Source organism: Agrobacterium sp. MA01 (assembly GCF_009650195.1).
Classification (GTDB): Bacteria; Pseudomonadota; Alphaproteobacteria; order Rhizobiales; family Rhizobiaceae; genus Allorhizobium.
Window position 1 is genome coordinate 4372644 of record NZ_CP045854.1, and the last position, 16677, is coordinate 4389320.

Sequence of the window (16677 nt, forward strand, 5' to 3'; positions counted from 1 at the left end):
AATCTTGTCTCTGACGATCGCTCGCTCAGTCGCTGAGCGTATCGAAGAAATCCTTCATCCGGGCAAAGAAGCCCGTCGATTCCGGATTGTTCTCCTTCGAAGACAGCTGTTCGAACTCCTGCAGCAACTCGCGCTGACGCTTGGTCAGCTTCTGCGGCGTCTCGATCTGGATCTGAATGTAGAGGTCACCGACCTGCGTCGAGCGCAGAACCGGCATGCCCTTGCCCTTGAGGCGGAACTGCCTGCCGGGCTGGGTGCCCTCCGGAACCGTCACACGCGACTTAGTCCCATCCAGCGTCACCACGTCGAAGGTTCCGCCCAGTGCCGCCGTCGTCATCGAGATCGGCACGGAGCAATAGAGATCCGCCCCGTCACGCTGGAAGAACTCGTGCGGTTTCACCGACAGGAAGATGTAGAGATCGCCCGAAGGGCCACCGCGAAGTCCGGCTTCGCCTTCGCCCTGCAGGCGGATGCGCGTGCCGTCCTCGATACCAGAGGGAATGCTGACCGAAAGCGAACGCTCTTCGGTGATGCGGCCCTGGCCGTGGCACTTGCCGCAAGGGTCTGAGATCGTCTGGCCACGACCGTGACAGGTCGGGCAGGTGCGCTCGATCGAGAAGAAGCCCTGGGCCGCACGTACGCGACCAGAGCCCTGACAGGTCGTGCAGGTCTTCGGCTGCGTTCCGGGCTTGGCGCCCGAACCCGTGCAGACATCGCAGGTGATAGAGGTCGGAACCCGGATCTGCGCAGTCTTGCCGGTAAAGGCCTCTTCGAGACTGATTTCCATGTTGTAGCGCAGGTCTGCACCACGTTCGCGACCGCCGGTCGATCGGGCACGCCCGCCGCGGCCGCCACCCATCATCTCGCCGAAGATGTCCTCGAATATGTCGGAGAAGCCGCCACCGGCAAATCCGCCGCCGCCGCCGCCAAAGCCGCCACCGCCCATGCCGCCCTGTTCGAAGGCGGCGTGGCCGAAGCGGTCATAGGCCGCACGCTTCTGCGGATCCTTCAGAGTTTCATAGGCCTCGTTGAGTTCCTTGAACTTCTTTTCCGCCTCATCGTCACCCGGGTTCTTGTCCGGGTGGTATTTCATGGCCAGCTTGCGGAAGGCGCTCTTCAGCTCCTTCTCGTCCGCCGTCCGGCCAACTCCGAGGGTCTCGTAGAAATCTGCTTTTGCCATGGTTTTACAAAGCTCTCAAAGCTTTCCCAACGCTCGTGTGGCTGCCCGTCGCCTTGCCGGCCTGCTTGTCACAGGCCTGCATGTCTTTCTGGAAGTCGGACGCAGCCAAGATCGCATCCTGCATCAGAAGCGTGCGTGCTTCGCCATTGCTAATCAGTCCGTCTGCGGACGTCACCGCCGCAAAGGCCAGCGAATGCGCAGCCATGTCGCAGGACGAGACTTCGCCACCGTTCTCACGCCTTTGAAGCGCCGATTCGATGATCTTGCCGAGATCGTTGCCGATGCGGGAAAGGGAATTGCTGTCCTTCGCGGAAATCGCCTTGGCCACCTTGGCCTCGGCGGCGCTCACCTGGCGGTGAACGGCGCTGACCTGTCCCCTGTCCTGTGCCACGGCACCAGTCGCCAGAATCAACGAAAATGCGGCTGGCCCGAAGGCCAGCCAGGTCTTGGAACGGCGTCCGAAGTGGCCCTGCATCAAGCCGACTTCTTCGCGTCTTCGTCCTTCACTTCTTCGTAGTCGGCGTCAACGACGTTGTCGTCCTTGCCACCATCTGCGTCGCCGGCACCGGCATCGGCCTGCTGGGACTCGTAGATGGCCTGGCCCAGCTTCATGGAAACTTCCATGAGGGTCTGGGTCTTGGCCTGGATGTCGTCTGCATCAGGCTCGGAGGCTTCGATGGCGCCCTTGAGGGCCGCAATCGCATCCTCGATCGCCTTGCGATCCGTTTCCGAAACCTTGTCGCCATACTCGCTGACCGACTTTTCGGTGGAGTGAATGAGGCTTTCAGCCTGGTTCTTGGCTTCGACGACGGCGCGACGCTTCTTGTCGGCCTCGGCATTGGCTTCGGCGTCCTTCACCATCTTCTCGATGTCGGCGTCGGAGAGACCACCGGAGGCCTGGATGCGGATCTGCTGTTCCTTGCCGGTGCCCTTGTCCTTGGCCGAAACCTGGACGATGCCGTTGGCGTCGATATCGAAGGTGACTTCGATCTGCGGAACGCCACGCGGCGACGGCGGCAGACCGACCAGGTCGAACTGGCCGAGCAGCTTGTTGTCCTGCGCCATTTCGCGCTCGCCCTGCGATACGCGGATGGTGACGGCCTGCTGGTTGTCTTCGGCGGTCGAGAAGGTCTGGCTCTTCTTCGTCGGGATCGTCGTGTTGCGATCGATCAGACGGGTGAAGACGCCACCGAGCGTTTCGATGCCGAGCGACAGCGGGGTTACGTCGAGCAGCAGCACGTCCTTGACGTCGCCCTGCAGAACGCCGGCCTGGATGGCGGCGCCAAGAGCAACCACTTCATCCGGGTTGACGCCCTTGTGCGGCTCCTTGCCGAACAGCTGCTTCACGACTTCCTGGACCTTTGGCATGCGGCTCATGCCGCCGACGAGAACGACTTCGTCGATATCGGCTGCAGAGACGCCAGCATCCTTGAGGGCTGCCTTGCACGGCGCGATCGTGCGCTGGACGAGATCGTCGACCAGGCTTTCGAACTTGGCGCGGGTCAGCTTCATCGTCAGGTGCTTCGGACCGGAGGCATCTGCCGTGATGAACGGCAGGTTGATTTCGGTCTGCTGCGAGGACGACAGCTCGATCTTTGCCTTTTCAGCGGCTTCCTTCAGACGCTGCAGGGCCAGCTTGTCGCCCTTCAGATCAATGCCCTGGTCCTTCTTGAACTCGGCTGCGAGATACTCGACGAGACGCATGTCGAAGTCTTCACCGCCGAGGAATGTGTCGCCATTGGTCGACTTCACTTCGAAGACGCCGTCGCCGATTTCCAGAACCGAGATATCGAAGGTACCACCACCCAGGTCGTAGACGGCGATGGTCTTGCCTTCCGTCTTGTCGAGACCATAGGCAAGTGCTGCAGCCGTCGGCTCGTTGATGATGCGCAGAACTTCAAGACCGGCAATGCGGCCGGCATCCTTGGTGGCCTGGCGCTGCGCGTCGTTGAAGTATGCGGGAACGGTGATGACGGCCTTTTCGACCTTTTCGCCGAGATAGGCTTCTGCCGTTTCCTTCATCTTCTGCAGGATCATGGCAGAGATCTGCGACGGGGAATAACCCTTGCCCTGTGCTTCGACCCAGGCGTCGCCATTGTCACCCTTGACGATCTGGAACGGCACGAGGCCCTTATCCTTCTCGACGGTCGGATCTTCGTAGCGACGACCGATCAGACGCTTGACGGCGAACAGGGTGTTGGTCGGGTTGGTGACCGCCTGGCGCTTGGCCGGCTGGCCGACGAGGCGTTCGCCATCGTCCGAAAACGCCACCATGGACGGCGTGGTGCGTGCGCCTTCCGAATTCTCGATGACCTTTGCATCTTTGCCGTCCATGACGGCGACGCAGGAATTGGTCGTTCCAAGGTCGATACCGATTACTTTTGCCATGTCATATTCTCCTTGAAGCAGGCCGTCGGAACCCCAATCAGGCATTCCTGACAGCCCCTCGACGTGGATGGTCTGGGATACACTGCAGCGCCGCTGCGGTTATGTCGCGTATATAAGAAGCGGAATTTCTGACTGCAAGGCTGGAAATCCGCTGGAAACCCGTAAAAAAGAACAGATTGGTGCAGCGTTTTCATGGGCTTTGCCGCACCCCTCGGTCCTTGACAGACCGGCTATACTAGAGTCGCGGCCTTGCGTCAGGCCGACGGCATCTCGCCGTCCTCATGTGGCCCTTATTGTCCCAGGATCAAGTCGAGCAGAGTGGTTCTGCGCGTGCCTTGCCCTCCGCCGACCTCGGCCGGCGGTATGGGGCCTGCCGAACCAGTCACATCCTGCGAGGGAGCAGCACCTGCGGGATAGTCTTCGGCATAGACGGGATCGCCGGAATACCGCTCTTCACCGCCACCCTGGAAGACGTCTGATATGATCGTGCCGATTGTCATCGGATCTTCCGCCGGCGCCGGCTCGATGAAGTCACCACCCGGCAGCGGGGCCGGCGCAAGCCCCTGATGCGCCGCTGTCATGAAATCATGCCAGGCCTTGGCAGGAAGCCCTCCGCCGGTCACCTTCTTCATCGACTGTCCGTCGTCATTGCCGAACCAGATGCCCGTGGTCAGATTGCTCGTATAGCCAACGAACAGCGCGTCGCGGAAGGACTGCGTCGTGCCCGTCTTGCCCGCCGCTTCCCATCCGGCTAGCCGTGCATTCTTTCCCGTGCCATGATCGATGACATCGCGCATCATCGCATTCATCGCAGCGACCACTCCGTCGTTGAGCACCTTCGGCGGCTCGAGATAATTGTTCTCGTAGAGCAGTGTGCCATCGGCCTTGGAGATCCGCCGTACGATATGCGGCGTCGCTTTGTAGCCGCCATTCATGAAGGGCGCATAGGCGGCCGTCAGTTCGAGGAGCGAGACTTCCGAGGTGCCGAGCGCGATGGAAGCATTCTTTTGCAACTCCGATTCAATACCCATCCGGTGCGCGACCTTGATCACCTGATCGGGTCCGACTTCCATGACCAACTGGGCGGCTATCGTGTTCAGCGATTCGGCAAGTGCCTGAGTCGCGGTCACTTGTCCCCGATACTTCTGGTCATAATTCTCAGGCGTCCAGGAGCCGATGCGGATCGGTGCATCGTTGCGCACCGAAGTCGGACGCAAGCCATTCTCCACCGCAGCGGCATAGACAAAGGGTTTGAACGCCGAACCGGGCTGGCGCTTTGCCTTGACCGCCCGGTTGAACTGGCTTTCGGCATAGTCCCGCCCGCCGACAAGGGCCCGGATAGCACCGGTCCCGTCGATGGAAACGAGGGCTGCCTGCGAGGCATTGACCTTATCGCCCTCAGCCTCAAGCGATTCCGTCAGTGCGGCCTCGGCCTTCTTCTCCAGCGTCATGTCGATCGTCGTCTCGACCACGATGTCTTCGGTCACCTTGCCGATCAGCAATGTCACCTCGTCGCGCACCAGATCGGCGACATACTGGCCTGCACCGCTCCAGTAGCGCTTCGCCTTGGTCGGCGGTTGCGACATCGCCGTCTTGATTTCGTCGGCCGTAATATAACCCTCTTCGAGCATTGCCTGGAGAACGACCTGGGCACGCGCTTCGGCCGCCTCCGGGTCGCGCGCCGGCGAGAGCCGGGACGGTGCCTTCAGCAACCCTGCCAGGAGTGCGGCCTCGCCGAGGTTCACGTCGCGGGCCGACTTGTTGAAATAACGCCGCGATGCCGCTTCGACGCCATAGGCGTTCGAGCCGAAAAACACCCGGTTCAGATACATCGCCATGATCTGGTCCTTGGTGTATTTCTGCTCCAGCCAGAAGGCGAGCAGCACTTCCTGCACCTTGCGCTCGATGGTGCGCTCCGGAGACAGGAAAAGGTTCTTGGCCAGCTGCTGCGTCAGCGTCGAGCCACCTTGCACCGCCCGCCCATTCGTCACATTGGTGACGATCGCGCGGGCGAGGCCGAGAGGATCCACGCCGAAGTGCGAATAGAAGCGCCGATCTTCGATCGCCATCACCGCCTGCGGAATGAAGGGCGACATTTCCTCAAGCGGCAGCGCTTCGCCGCCGGTCGCGCCGCGGTTTGCAATCACGGTGCCTTCGACGGACACGATCTTCATGTTCGGCGGACGCTCGGGGATCGACCAGCTGCTGGCGCTCGGCATCTGCGAGCCATAGTAGGCGACCAGACCCACCACACCGATGCCACACCAGATAGACAGCACGAAACCCCAGTAGATCAGCTTTCCAAGCCCAAATCCGCCGCCACTGCTTTTCGCTTTCCGGCTCCTCTGGTTGCCGGACTTGCCGCGCTTCGCCGCACCCGCCGTCTTCTTGCCACCGGCGCGTACCGGCCGGCCACCGATGACACGATCATCTGCATCCAGACGGAAATCCTCGTCCTCGCGCTCGTCGCCGAAGCTCGGTTCAATACGGTCGCGGGATTTGCCTCTGCTCACCATTGCGGTGATCTTGCTCCAGATGCTCGTTATGCGCTGCCAAAGGAAGACAGGCGCGGAAATGGCTTCAAGAAATCTCGGACGATCATCTACTCTCGTCGAGCCGATGATCGCGCAATTGCACAGTAATTGCGGCGATTTAAGGGGTGGTTAAAGCCCGGTAAACAAGCTCTGAACGACGCGTGAAGCTACTGGCAGAGATCTGCCCAGACGCCATCGACCAGTGACCTCATGCGCTCCGGCGCAATCTTCACCGCAGCATTCGTCGCACCTGCGGCCGGAACCACCTCGTCGAAGGCCCGGAGCGAGAGATCACAATAGACCTTGAGAGGCGAGGGCAGGCCGAAGGGGCATACTCCGCCGACAGGATGGCTCGTCGCCTCGACCACGGCTTCGGCATCGAGCATGCGCGGCTTCACGCCGAAACGATCCTTGAACTTGCGATTGTCCAGACGCTTTGTGCCCGCGGTGACCACGAGCACGACGTCTTCGCCGATCCTCAGGCATATCGTCTTGGCGATCTGGTCCGGCTCGACGCCATGCGCTTCGGCCGCAAGCGCCACGGTGGCGGAGCTTGCTTCGGTGACGATGACGGAGATGTCGGGTGCGTTTTCCCGGAAGAACTGTCGGACGGATTCGAGGCTCATGATGAAACTCTATCCGCAGCCACATCCGCTTTTCAAGCGCCCTTGCCTCTTGAAAGGGCAGTCGAGCATCCCCATCTCTGGATCACCATGCGATAGAGCGTTTGCGGAGACCCTGTTTCAGGAACTTCAAAACGCTTAACCGGTTGTTAAGCATCCAGAGCGATCATCTAGATCCGGGATGCGGTTCACGAAGGTGGGCCAACATCCGAGACATCGAATGGCACGTTTCCGTCCCTGACCACGGATGTACTGGCAGGCAAGCGTAGAAACGTAAAGGAAAGGCCGGTTTTTGACCGGCCTTTTTGCTTTTCTGGCCTCAGCCGTTTGCGAGCCCGTCAAGAATACGGATCCACGAGCGGATGCCCTTGTGGAACGAGTTGAGGTCATACTTCTCGTTTGGAGAGTGGATGCGGTCGTCGGTCAGGCCGAAACCGACCAGCAGCGAATCCATGCCGAGCATCTTCTGGAAATCGCCGACGATCGGGATCGAGCCGCCCATACCGATGATCACGGCCGGCTTCGGCCATTCATCCGACAGTGCGTTCTTCGCCTTGGTCAGTTCAGGCGAATCATAGGAGAGCTGGATGGCCGGCGAGCCGCCATGCTCATGGAACTCGACCTTGCAGTCGGCGGGAATGCGGGCCTGTACAAAGGCGCGGAAGCTTTCGCGCACTTTGGCCGGATCCTGGGTGCCGACGAGGCGGAAGGAAATCTTCGCAGAGGCCTTGGCAGCAATCACGGTCTTGAAGCCTTCGCCGGTATAGCCGCCGATGATGCCGTTCACTTCCGCCGTCGGCCGCGCCCAGGTGAGCTCCAGCACGGAACGGCCCTTTTCACCCGCCGGGACAGACAGGCCCACCTCGCCGAGGAAGCTTTCCGCCGTCCGCCCCAGGCTCTCCCACGAGGCCTTGATGTTGGCTGGGGTCTCCTCGACACCTTCGTAGAAGCCCGGAAGGGTGACCTTGCCGGTTTCGTCATGCAGATCGGCAAGGATCTTCGTCAGGATATGAACGGGGTTGGCCGCTGCACCGCCGAAGAGACCCGAATGCAGGTCGCGGTCGGCGGCGATGATGGTGACTTCTTCGCCGACCAGGCCACGCAGGGCCGCAGCAATCGCCGGCGTCTCGCGATCCCACATGCTGGTATCGCAGACCAGCGCGAAGTCGGCCTTCAGCTCGTCGGCATTCGCAGCGAGGAAGGGCTTCAGCGACGGCGAGCCGGATTCTTCTTCGCCCTCGAACAGGATGGTGATCTTGACCGGCAGCGAACCTTTTACCGCCTTGTAGGCGCGGCAGGCTTCAACAAACGTCAAAAGCTGACCCTTGTCGTCGGACGTACCGCGACCGATGATGACCTTGCGGCCATCCTTCTCCTTGATCGCAGGCGCAAAGGGATCGTCTTCCCAGAGATCGAGCGGATCGACCGGCTGCACATCGTAATGACCGTAGAACAGCACATGCGGCGCGTCGGCCGTTTCAGCTGCGTGATGGGCGACCACCATCGGATGGCCGGGCGTATCACGCAGCGAGGCATCGAAGCCGAGCTCGGTGAGCACGGATACCAGCCACTCGCCGGCCTTGCGGCAATCGGCCTTGTAGGCCGGATCCGTCGAAATCGAGGGAATGCGCACGAGATCGAACAGCCGTTCGAGGCTCTGCGGCAGGGCCTCGTCGGCCTTGGCGAGGATGGGGGAGAGATCGGTCATGGTCATGTCCTGCAAATTTGAAAGTGCGGCGGACGATAGACCAAAGCTCCTGATGTTTCGAGGCGTTCTGACCGCGAATTTTTCTCAACTGCGCATCAATATCTGCTCACAGCTTGCGGGCATTCGCGATCGCCCAGCGGATGTATTCCTTCAGCAATTCCTTCTCGAAACGCCGGAAACCCTGGAAGATGGCCTGCTCCGCCGCTTCGGCGGCAGCCAGTGCTTCCTCGCGCATGTCCCGCGCCTTGTCGGTCAGGAAGATCTGCTGCGCGCGTCTGTCCTTGGGGTGAACGCGTCGCTCTATCAGCCCGTCGCGCTCCATCCGGGCGAGCGTATTGGCGATCGTCGCCTGTTCGACATCGACCCGGTCGAGCAGCTGCCGCTGCGTCAACCCTTCTTCTTCCCAGAGCTCGAGCAGAATTGGGAATTGTCCCGGGGAGAAGCCGAGCTTGGCCGCCCGTGCCTGCAGCGCCCGTGTGAACCCGCGCGCAAGCTGGCTCGCCAGCCAAGTGGCGGACTCGGAGCGGTCGGGGATCGTACGGTCATTGGCCATGGCGCTCGACACGTCGTCGTGGTTCGTCGTTCGGGAATGATCGCATGCGATCCATTTCCGAGGCTGACTAATTTTGGGTTTTCATGCGAGGGGAACGGAAGCCGCCGTGGCGTTAGGCGGGGGGACTGCCACGACGGCTCCGGAATATGGGGACAAAGGCCCGGAGAGGGGGATAAGGCCTTTGCCCGAGTCTGAAGCGGCGGGGGACGAGCCTCTTTCAGACTACGGCGTGATCAGGCGCCGATGACTAGGATTTGTGATCTGGAATGTGGTTTTTCAAGGGAAGACGGGATTACAAATCGGTAAGCTTTTCGTGATGGTTTACCCGTGATCCGTCGGTGATCCAACGATAAAGGGCTGCCTGCTAAGGCGAGCGATTTCGCCGCATTCGGCCCAAACCGTCATGGACGTTTCAGCCGCCCCGCGCTATCCATGCCGACATGAAAAAAGGCGATCATCTCTTCCTCGTCGACGGCTCGGGTTTCATCTTCCGCGCCTTCCACGCCATCCCGGCCCTCAACCGCAAATCGGACGGCCTGCCCGTCAATGCGGTTTCCGGCTTCTGCAACATGCTGTGGAAGCTGCTGCGCGATGCGCGCAATACAGATGTCGGGGTCACGCCGACCCATCTCGCTGTTATCTTCGACTACTCCTCGACGACATTCCGCAAGGAAATCTATCCACTCTACAAGGCAAATCGCTCGGCCCCGCCGGAAGATCTGATCCCGCAATTCGGCCTGATCCGTCATGCGACGCGCGCCTTCAACCTGCCCTGCATCGAGACCGAAGGCTTCGAGGCCGATGACATCATAGCCACCTATGCCCGCCAGGCCGAGGCCGTCGGCGCCGATGTGACGATCGTCTCCTCCGACAAGGACCTGATGCAGCTCCTGACCGCGAACGTGCACATGTACGACGCGATGAAGGACAAGCAGATCGGCATTCCCGACGTCATCGAGAAATGGGGCGTGCCGCCGGAAAAGATGATCGACCTGCAGGCGATGACCGGCGATTCGACCGACAACGTGCCTGGCATCCCCGGCATCGGTCCGAAGACCGCCGCCCAGCTTCTCGAAGAGTTCGGCGATCTCGAAACGCTGCTGTCCCGGGCCGGCGAAATCAAGCAGGTCAAGCGCCGCGAAAACATCATCGCCAATGCCGAGCTCGCCCGAGTCTCCCGCCAGTTGGTCGAACTGCGCACCGACGTGCCGATCGACATGAAGCTCGAAGACCTGGTGCTGGAGCCGCAGGACGGACCAAAGCTGATCGGCTTCCTCAAGGCGATGGAATTCACCACCCTGACCCGGCGCGTCGCGGAGGTCTGCGATTGTGATGCGGGTGCCATCGACGCCGCTGTTGTTCCGGTCGAATGGGGTGACGCCGCCCGCGGGCCCGATCTCGACGCCGGCGACGTTCCCGCCTCGTCCGGGACGCCGACCTCGGCGCTGTCAGCCGCATCGTCTTCGGCTCCGGCAGCAAGCCCCGACGGCAAGACACCCGCCGATCTCGCCGCAAGCCGCGCCAATGCATTCGCCGGCAAGCCGATCGACAGAAGCGCATACGTGACGATCCGCGATATCGAGACCCTCGAGCTCTGGATTGCTGCTGCCCGGGAAACCGGCCTCGTCGCCTTCGACACCGAGACCACCTCGCTCGATCCCATGCAGGCCGAACTCGTCGGCGTCTCGCTCGCCATCCAGGACAACGTCCTGTCACCCGGCTCGACGGACATCCGCGCGGCCTACATTCCGCTCACCCACAAGACCGGTGTCGGCGATCTCCTCGGCGGCGGTCATGCCGAAGGCCAGATCCCGATGAAGGATGCGCTTGCCGCATTGAAGGGCCTGCTCGAAGATCCGTCGGTCCTGAAGGTCGCGCAGAACCTCAAATACGACTACCTGGTGATGAAGCGCCACGGCGTTACGCTCCAGTCCTTCGACGACACCATGCTGATGTCCTACGTGCTCGACGCCGGCAAGGGCAATCACGGCATGGACGGCCTGTCGGAGAAGTGGCTCGGCCATACCCCGATCCCCTACAAGGACGTCGCCGGTTCCGGCAAATCCTCCGTCACCTTTGATCTCGTCGACATCGATCGCGCCACCGCCTATGCGGCCGAAGATGCCGACGTGACGCTACGTCTCTGGCTGGTGTTGAAACCCCGTCTGGCAGCCGAAGGCCTCACCCGTATCTACGAGCGTCTGGAGCGCCCGTTGGTGCCGGTGCTCGCCCATATGGAAGAGCGCGGCATCACCGTCGATCGCCAGATCCTCTCCCGCCTGTCGGGCGAGCTTGCCCAGAAGGCCGCCGCCACCGAGGACGAGGTTTACGAACTCGCCGGCGAGCGCTTCAACATCGGCTCGCCGAAACAGCTCGGCGATATCCTGTTTGGCCGCATGGGCCTGCCCGGCGGCTCCAAGACCAAGACCGGCCAGTGGTCCACCTCAGCCCAGGTGCTGGAAGATCTCGCCGCCGAGGGCGCGCCGCTGCCGCGCAAGATCGTCGACTGGCGCCAGCTCACCAAGCTGAAGTCCACCTATACCGACGCGCTTCCCGGCTATATCCATCCGCAGACCAAGCGCGTCCACACGGGCTATTCGCTCGCCTCGACGACGACGGGCCGCCTGTCATCGTCGGAACCGAACCTGCAGAACATCCCGGTCCGCACCGCCGAAGGCCGCAAGATCCGCACCGCCTTCATCTCGACGCCGGGCCACAAGCTGCTCTCGGCCGACTACAGCCAGATCGAGCTGCGCGTGCTCGCCCATGTCGCCGAGATCCCGCAGCTGCGTCAGGCCTTCGCCGACGGCATCGATATCCATGCCATGACCGCGTCGGAAATGTTCGGCGTGCCGGTCGAGGGCATGCCGTCGGAAGTCCGCCGCCGCGCCAAGGCGATCAACTTCGGCATCATCTACGGCATCTCGGCCTTCGGTCTGGCTAATCAGCTGAGCATCGAGCGCTCGGAAGCCGGCGACTACATCAAGAAGTATTTCGAGCGCTTCCCCGGCATCAAGGACTACATGGAGAGCACCAAAGCCTTCGCCCGCGAGCACGGCTATGTGGAAACCATCTTCGGCCGCCGCGCCCATTACCCGGAGATCAAGTCGTCCAACCCCTCGATGCGCGCCTTCAACGAACGCGCCGCCATCAATGCCCCGATCCAGGGCTCGGCCGCCGACGTGATCCGCCGCGCCATGATCCAGATCGAACCTGCACTCGTGGCTGCCGGTCTTGCCGAACGCTGCCGCATGCTGCTGCAGGTGCATGACGAACTGATCTTCGAGGTCGAGGACGAGGCGGTCGATACCGCCATGCCTGTGATCGTGGACATCATGGAAAATGCCGCCATGCCGGCCGTCTCGATGCGCGTGCCGCTCAAGGTCGACGCTCGCGCCGCCCACAATTGGGACGAGGCACACTGAGAATTCCCGGCCTGGCCGGAACCACAACAACGGGGCGCAGGCCCCACAGGAGTAAAAGATTTGGCCTTCACCACCATCAACGGCAATGTCGTCCACTACGAGCTGATCGGCGAGGCGAAAGCCAAGAACCTGATCGTTTTCTCCAACGGGCTTGGCACCGACTTCCGCATCTGGCTGCCGCTCTTCGATGAACTCGGCGATGACGTCTCGGTCCTGTTTTACGACAGCCGCGGTCACGGCCTGTCCGGCGGTGCCGACAAGCCCTTCGGCATGGCCGATCTGGTCTCGGATCTCGCGACCCTCTGCGACGAACTCGGCATCCGCAAGGCCACCTTCTGTGGCCTCTCCGTCGGCGGTCTCGTCTGCCAGGGTCTCTGGCAGGAACGGCCGGATCTGTTCCGCAAGCTCATCCTCTGCGACACCGCCCCCCGCATCGGTTCTGCCGAGATCTGGGCCGAGCGCATCGCAGGCATCGAGAAAGACGGGATCGAAAGTGCTGCCGACAGCGCCATGGCGCGCTGGTTCACGCCGGCCTTCCATGACGACCGTGCCGACGAACTGGCCGGTTACCGCCTGATGATGACCCGCCAGTCAAAGGCCGGCTATCTCTCGACCTGTGCCGCCCTGCGCGACACGGATTTCTCCGACGTCCTGCCGACCATCACGGTTCCCACGCTCTTCGTCGTCGGCGACCAGGACGGCTCGACGCCGCCCGCCACTGTCGAGGCCGGCTCCCAGCTGGTGCCTGACGCGCGTTTCGAGGTGATCGACGATTGCGCCCATATCCCCTCGGTCGAGCAGCCGGAAGCGCTCGCCGAGCTGATCCAGGGCTTCATGCGCAAGCAGGCGAACTGAGAATAGTCACTGAAAATGAGAGAAGCCGCCTCATGGGCGGCTTCTTTCATTTCGGGGAGGGTGGTGACGCTCAATGCGCGGCGGACATGTCGCCCAGCACTTCCTTGGAAGCCACCGTCGAATCCGCGTTCAGCTTGTAGACCATGGGAACGCCCGTCGCGAGATTGACGCCGAGGATCTGCTCCTTGGTCAGCTTGTCGAGCACCATCACCAGCGAGCGCAGCGAATTGCCGTGGGCTGCGACCAGCACCTTCTCGCCCCGCAGCACGCGCGGCAGGATTTCGGTCATGTAATAAGGCCACACGCGGGCACCAGTGTCGCGCAGGCTTTCGCCACCCGGCGGCGGGATGTCGTAGGAACGGCGCCAGATGTGCACCTGCTCCTCGCCCCACTTGGCGCGCGCATCATCCTTGTTGAGGCCGGAGAGATCACCGTAGTCGCGCTCGTTCAGCGCCTCGTCCTTGATCGTCTCAAGACCGGTCTGGCCGACATTTTCGAGGATGATGTTGCAGGTTTTCTGCGCACGGGTGAGCACCGAGGTGAACGCGATATCGAACTTGATGCCGTAGTCGGCCAGCGCCTTGCCGCCGGCATTGGCTTCCTGCACACCGAGTTCGGTGAGATCAGGATCACGCCAGCCGGTAAACAGGTTCTTCAGGTTCCAGTCGCTCTGGCCATGGCGCACGAGCACGAGGGTACCGGTCATCGACAATTCCTCTCTTGACGATCAGGGGGTGGAGTTGAGCCCGAGCACGTCGAGCATGGTATAGCGGCCGGGCTTCTTGTCCCGGGCCCAGGTGGCGGCCTTTAGCGCACCACGAGCAAAGAGCGAACGGTCGGTCGCACTGTGAGACAGCGTGACCATCTCGCCTTCGCTGGCAAACAGCACGGAGTGTTCGCCGATGACGGAGCCGCCGCGCAGCGTGGCAAAGCCGATCGAACCCTCTTCGCGCGGGCCCGTATGGCCATCGCGCACCCGAACGGAATGATCAGCAAGCGAAATGCCACGGCCCTCGGCCGCTGCCTCGCCGAGCAAAAGCGCCGTGCCGGAAGGCGCGTCAACCTTGTGCTTGTGGTGCATCTCGAGCACCTCAATATCCCAGCCGGCTGCGTCGAGCGCCTGGGCCGCCTGCTTGATCAGAACCGACAGCAGATTGACGCCGAGGCTCATATTGCCCGACTTCACGACCCGCGCATGCCGTGCGGCCGCATCGATCTTCTCCTCATGCTCCAACAGGCAGCCGGTGGTGCCGATCACATGCACGATGCGCGCCTGGGCCGCCAGCGCCGCGAATTCGACGGTCGAAGCCGGCGTGGTGAAATCGATAACGCCATCGGCATGCAGGAAGGCTGCCAGCGGATCGTCGGTCACGGCAACGCCGAGCTTCGGCACGCCTGCCAGTTCGCCTGCATCTTGGCCGAGCACGGCCGAGCCGGCCCGTTCGACTGCCGCATGCAGCACAAGGCCCTCTGTCTCGCTGATCAGCTTGATCAGCGTCTTGCCCATGCGACCGGCGGCACCGACGACGACGAGCTTCATGGGCGTATTCATGCGGGTCTATTCCTGGCTGATGAACTGGCCGTTCGGAGCGGCCTGCAGATTGTTGAGGCGAGCGTAAAGACCGCCCTGCCGCTGTGCAAGGCTCTCATGCGTGCCTTCTTCCACCACCTCGCCGTCCTGCATGACAATGATCTTGTCGGCATTGACGACAGTCGAGAGGCGGTGCGCGATGACGATCACGGTGCGACCGGCCATGGCCGCATCGAGTGCCTGTTGCACGGCCGCTTCCGATTCCGTGTCCAGCGAGGATGTTGCCTCATCGAGGAGCAGGATCGGTGCGTTGCGCACCAGCGCGCGGGCGATCGAGAGCCGCTGCCGCTGGCCACCGGAAAGCGTGATGCCGTTTTCGCCGACGGGCGTATCGTATCCTTGCGCCTGCGCCAGAATGAAGTCATGGGCATTGGCCAGCCGTGCCGCATCCTCGATCTCCGCATCGGTCGCCTCCGGGCGTCCGTAGCGAATGTTTTCGCGGATCGTGCCTTCGAAGAGGTAGGGTTGCTGCGACACATAGGCGAGTTGCTGCCGCAGCGACGATTTCGTGATGTCGGCAATATTCTGCCCGTCGATCAGGATTTCGCCTTCGGCCGGATCATAAAAGCGCGGAACAAGTGTAATAACCGTGGACTTGCCGGCGCCTGACGGACCCACAAGCGCGGTTGTCTTGCCGCCCTGTGCGGTGAAATTGAGTTTGCGCAAGACAGGCTCGTTCGAGCCATAGGCAAAGGTCACGTCGCGGAACTCGATCTTCGCCTCGGACACCGAAATCTGCTTGGCGCCGTCCTTGTCCCGCTGGTTCGGCTCCGTGTCGAGGATCTCGTAGATCATCCGCGCATTGACGGCGGCGCGTTCCATGAACACCTGCAGACGCGCCAGACGCTTGGCGGGCTCATAGGCGAGCAGCAGGGCCGTGACGAAGGAGAAGAAGGCCCCTGGCAGCACACCGCCATAGATCGACTGATAGGCGGCATAAGCCATGACACCGGCAATCGACAGGCCCGCCAGGCTCTCGGTCAGCGGTCCGTTGCGTTCGCTGAGGCGGGCGATCCTGTTGGCGCGTCCTTCTGCGGCATCGATCGTCGACTGGATCTTGTTCTCCAGCTGGCTTTCCATCGTGAAGGCCTTGACGATCGCAATCCCCTGCACGGCCTCCTGGATGGCCCCGAGCACATGCGAATTCAGAATGACCGATTCCTTCGTCGCGCTACGCAGGCGACGGGAAATGTAGCGAAGGCCGAGGAAAAGCGGCGGCGCAACCGTGAAGACGATCAACGACAGGACAATGTCCTGATAGAACATCACGCCCAGCAGCGCGATCAGTGTCACGAGGTCGCGGGCGAGCGACGTGATCGTCATGTTGAGGACGTCACGGATCCCGTTGATGTTCTCGTTGATCTGCGCTGCGAGCCGTGCGGACCGAGCTTCACTGAAATAGCCGATGGAGAGCGACATCAGATGTGAAAACAGGCGCAGCTGGTAGCGCGCCACGATGTTGTTGCCGATCCTGGAGAGCGTCACGGCCTGACCGTATCCGGCAAAGCCGCGAAGCACGAAAGCCGCAAAGATCGAGCCGCAGATGATCCAGACGAGATCGGCGCGCCGGTTGGCAAAGGCCTCGTTGATCACGGCTTCCATGATCCAGGCGGTAAATGCGGTCGTCAGGGCAACCGTGAGCAGGCAGACTATGGCAAAGGCATAACCGCCCACATGCTGCCGCCCGTTCTCGGCGATGACGCGCTTCAGGACGGCGGAGACGCTGTCCATGTCTGGCTGGCGGGTCTGGCTATCGTGAGCGTCCAAAAAGAGTGTCCTGTCCTATTGCCTGTCACGCCTCGGCAGGCGCCGCCGCTCTA

At 62.0% G+C, this 16677-nt stretch carries 12 protein-coding genes; 2 read left to right on the top strand and 10 right to left on the bottom strand.

Going from position 1 to position 16677, the window contains the following annotated elements; all coding sequences use genetic code 11:
- Nucleotides 1–25: 25 nt before the first annotated feature.
- The 7 genes from dnaJ to GH983_RS20885 form a co-directional block, all read right to left on the bottom strand.
- A complete protein-coding gene (gene dnaJ / locus GH983_RS20855; RefSeq protein WP_069042607.1) occupies nt 26–1180 on the bottom strand; it encodes a molecular chaperone DnaJ in 1155 nt (384 codons plus the stop codon).
- Nucleotides 1181–1184: 4 nt separating this feature from the next.
- Nucleotides 1185–1655, bottom strand: coding sequence for a hypothetical protein (locus GH983_RS20860; RefSeq protein WP_054149406.1), 471 nt, complete (start codon nt 1653–1655; stop codon nt 1185–1187).
- Nucleotides 1655–3568, bottom strand: coding sequence for a molecular chaperone DnaK (gene dnaK, locus GH983_RS20865; protein WP_153763387.1), 1914 nt, complete (start codon nt 3566–3568; stop codon nt 1655–1657). Before dnaK ends, GH983_RS20860 begins: the two co-directional genes overlap by 1 nt.
- 290 nt (nt 3569–3858) lie before the next feature.
- Nucleotides 3859–6084, bottom strand: a complete 2226-nt coding sequence (locus GH983_RS20870; RefSeq protein ID WP_153763388.1) for a transglycosylase domain-containing protein — start codon at nt 6082–6084, stop codon at nt 3859–3861.
- A 185-nt stretch (nt 6085–6269) separates the two neighbouring features.
- Nucleotides 6270–6728, bottom strand: a complete 459-nt coding sequence (locus GH983_RS20875) for a YbaK/EbsC family protein (protein WP_069042604.1) — start codon at nt 6726–6728, stop codon at nt 6270–6272.
- A 316-nt stretch (nt 6729–7044) separates the two neighbouring features.
- A complete protein-coding gene (locus GH983_RS20880; RefSeq protein ID WP_153763389.1) occupies nt 7045–8433 on the bottom strand; it encodes a dipeptidase in 1389 nt (462 codons plus the stop codon).
- A gap of 106 nt (nt 8434–8539) precedes the next feature.
- Entirely contained in the window at nt 8540–8986 is a 447-nt protein-coding gene (locus GH983_RS20885) for a MarR family winged helix-turn-helix transcriptional regulator (RefSeq protein WP_153763390.1), read from the bottom strand.
- A 440-nt stretch (nt 8987–9426) separates the two neighbouring features.
- On the opposite strand from GH983_RS20885, the gene polA reads away from it, so the two are divergent.
- The gene (gene polA / locus GH983_RS20890; protein WP_153763391.1) at nt 9427–12411 is read left to right on the top strand and encodes a DNA polymerase I; all 2985 of its coding nucleotides are present in this window, start codon (nt 9427–9429) and stop codon (nt 12409–12411) included.
- A gap of 60 nt (nt 12412–12471) precedes the next feature.
- Entirely contained in the window at nt 12472–13266 is a 795-nt protein-coding gene (gene pcaD, locus GH983_RS20895; RefSeq protein ID WP_054149412.1) for a 3-oxoadipate enol-lactonase, read from the top strand.
- A gap of 70 nt (nt 13267–13336) precedes the next feature.
- On the opposite strand, the gene GH983_RS20900 is transcribed toward pcaD, so the two are convergent.
- Genes GH983_RS20900 through GH983_RS20910 form a run of 3 tightly spaced genes read right to left on the bottom strand, consistent with a single transcriptional unit; the run spans nt 13337 to nt 16588 of the window.
- Nucleotides 13337–13972 carry a 2,3-bisphosphoglycerate-dependent phosphoglycerate mutase gene (locus GH983_RS20900; RefSeq protein ID WP_069042601.1) on the bottom strand — a complete coding sequence of 212 codons (636 nt, stop codon included), beginning with the start codon at nt 13970–13972 and terminating at the stop codon, nt 13337–13339.
- Nucleotides 13973–13993: 21 nt separating this feature from the next.
- Nucleotides 13994–14806: a 4-hydroxy-tetrahydrodipicolinate reductase gene (dapB, locus tag GH983_RS20905; protein ID WP_371418500.1), complete on the bottom strand. Its 813-nt coding sequence runs from the start codon at nt 14804–14806 to the stop codon at nt 13994–13996.
- A gap of 18 nt (nt 14807–14824) precedes the next feature.
- Nucleotides 14825–16588, bottom strand: coding sequence for an ABC transporter ATP-binding protein (locus GH983_RS20910; RefSeq protein ID WP_371418501.1), 1764 nt, complete (start codon nt 16586–16588; stop codon nt 14825–14827).
- Between the last annotated feature and the right edge of the window lie 89 nt (nt 16589–16677).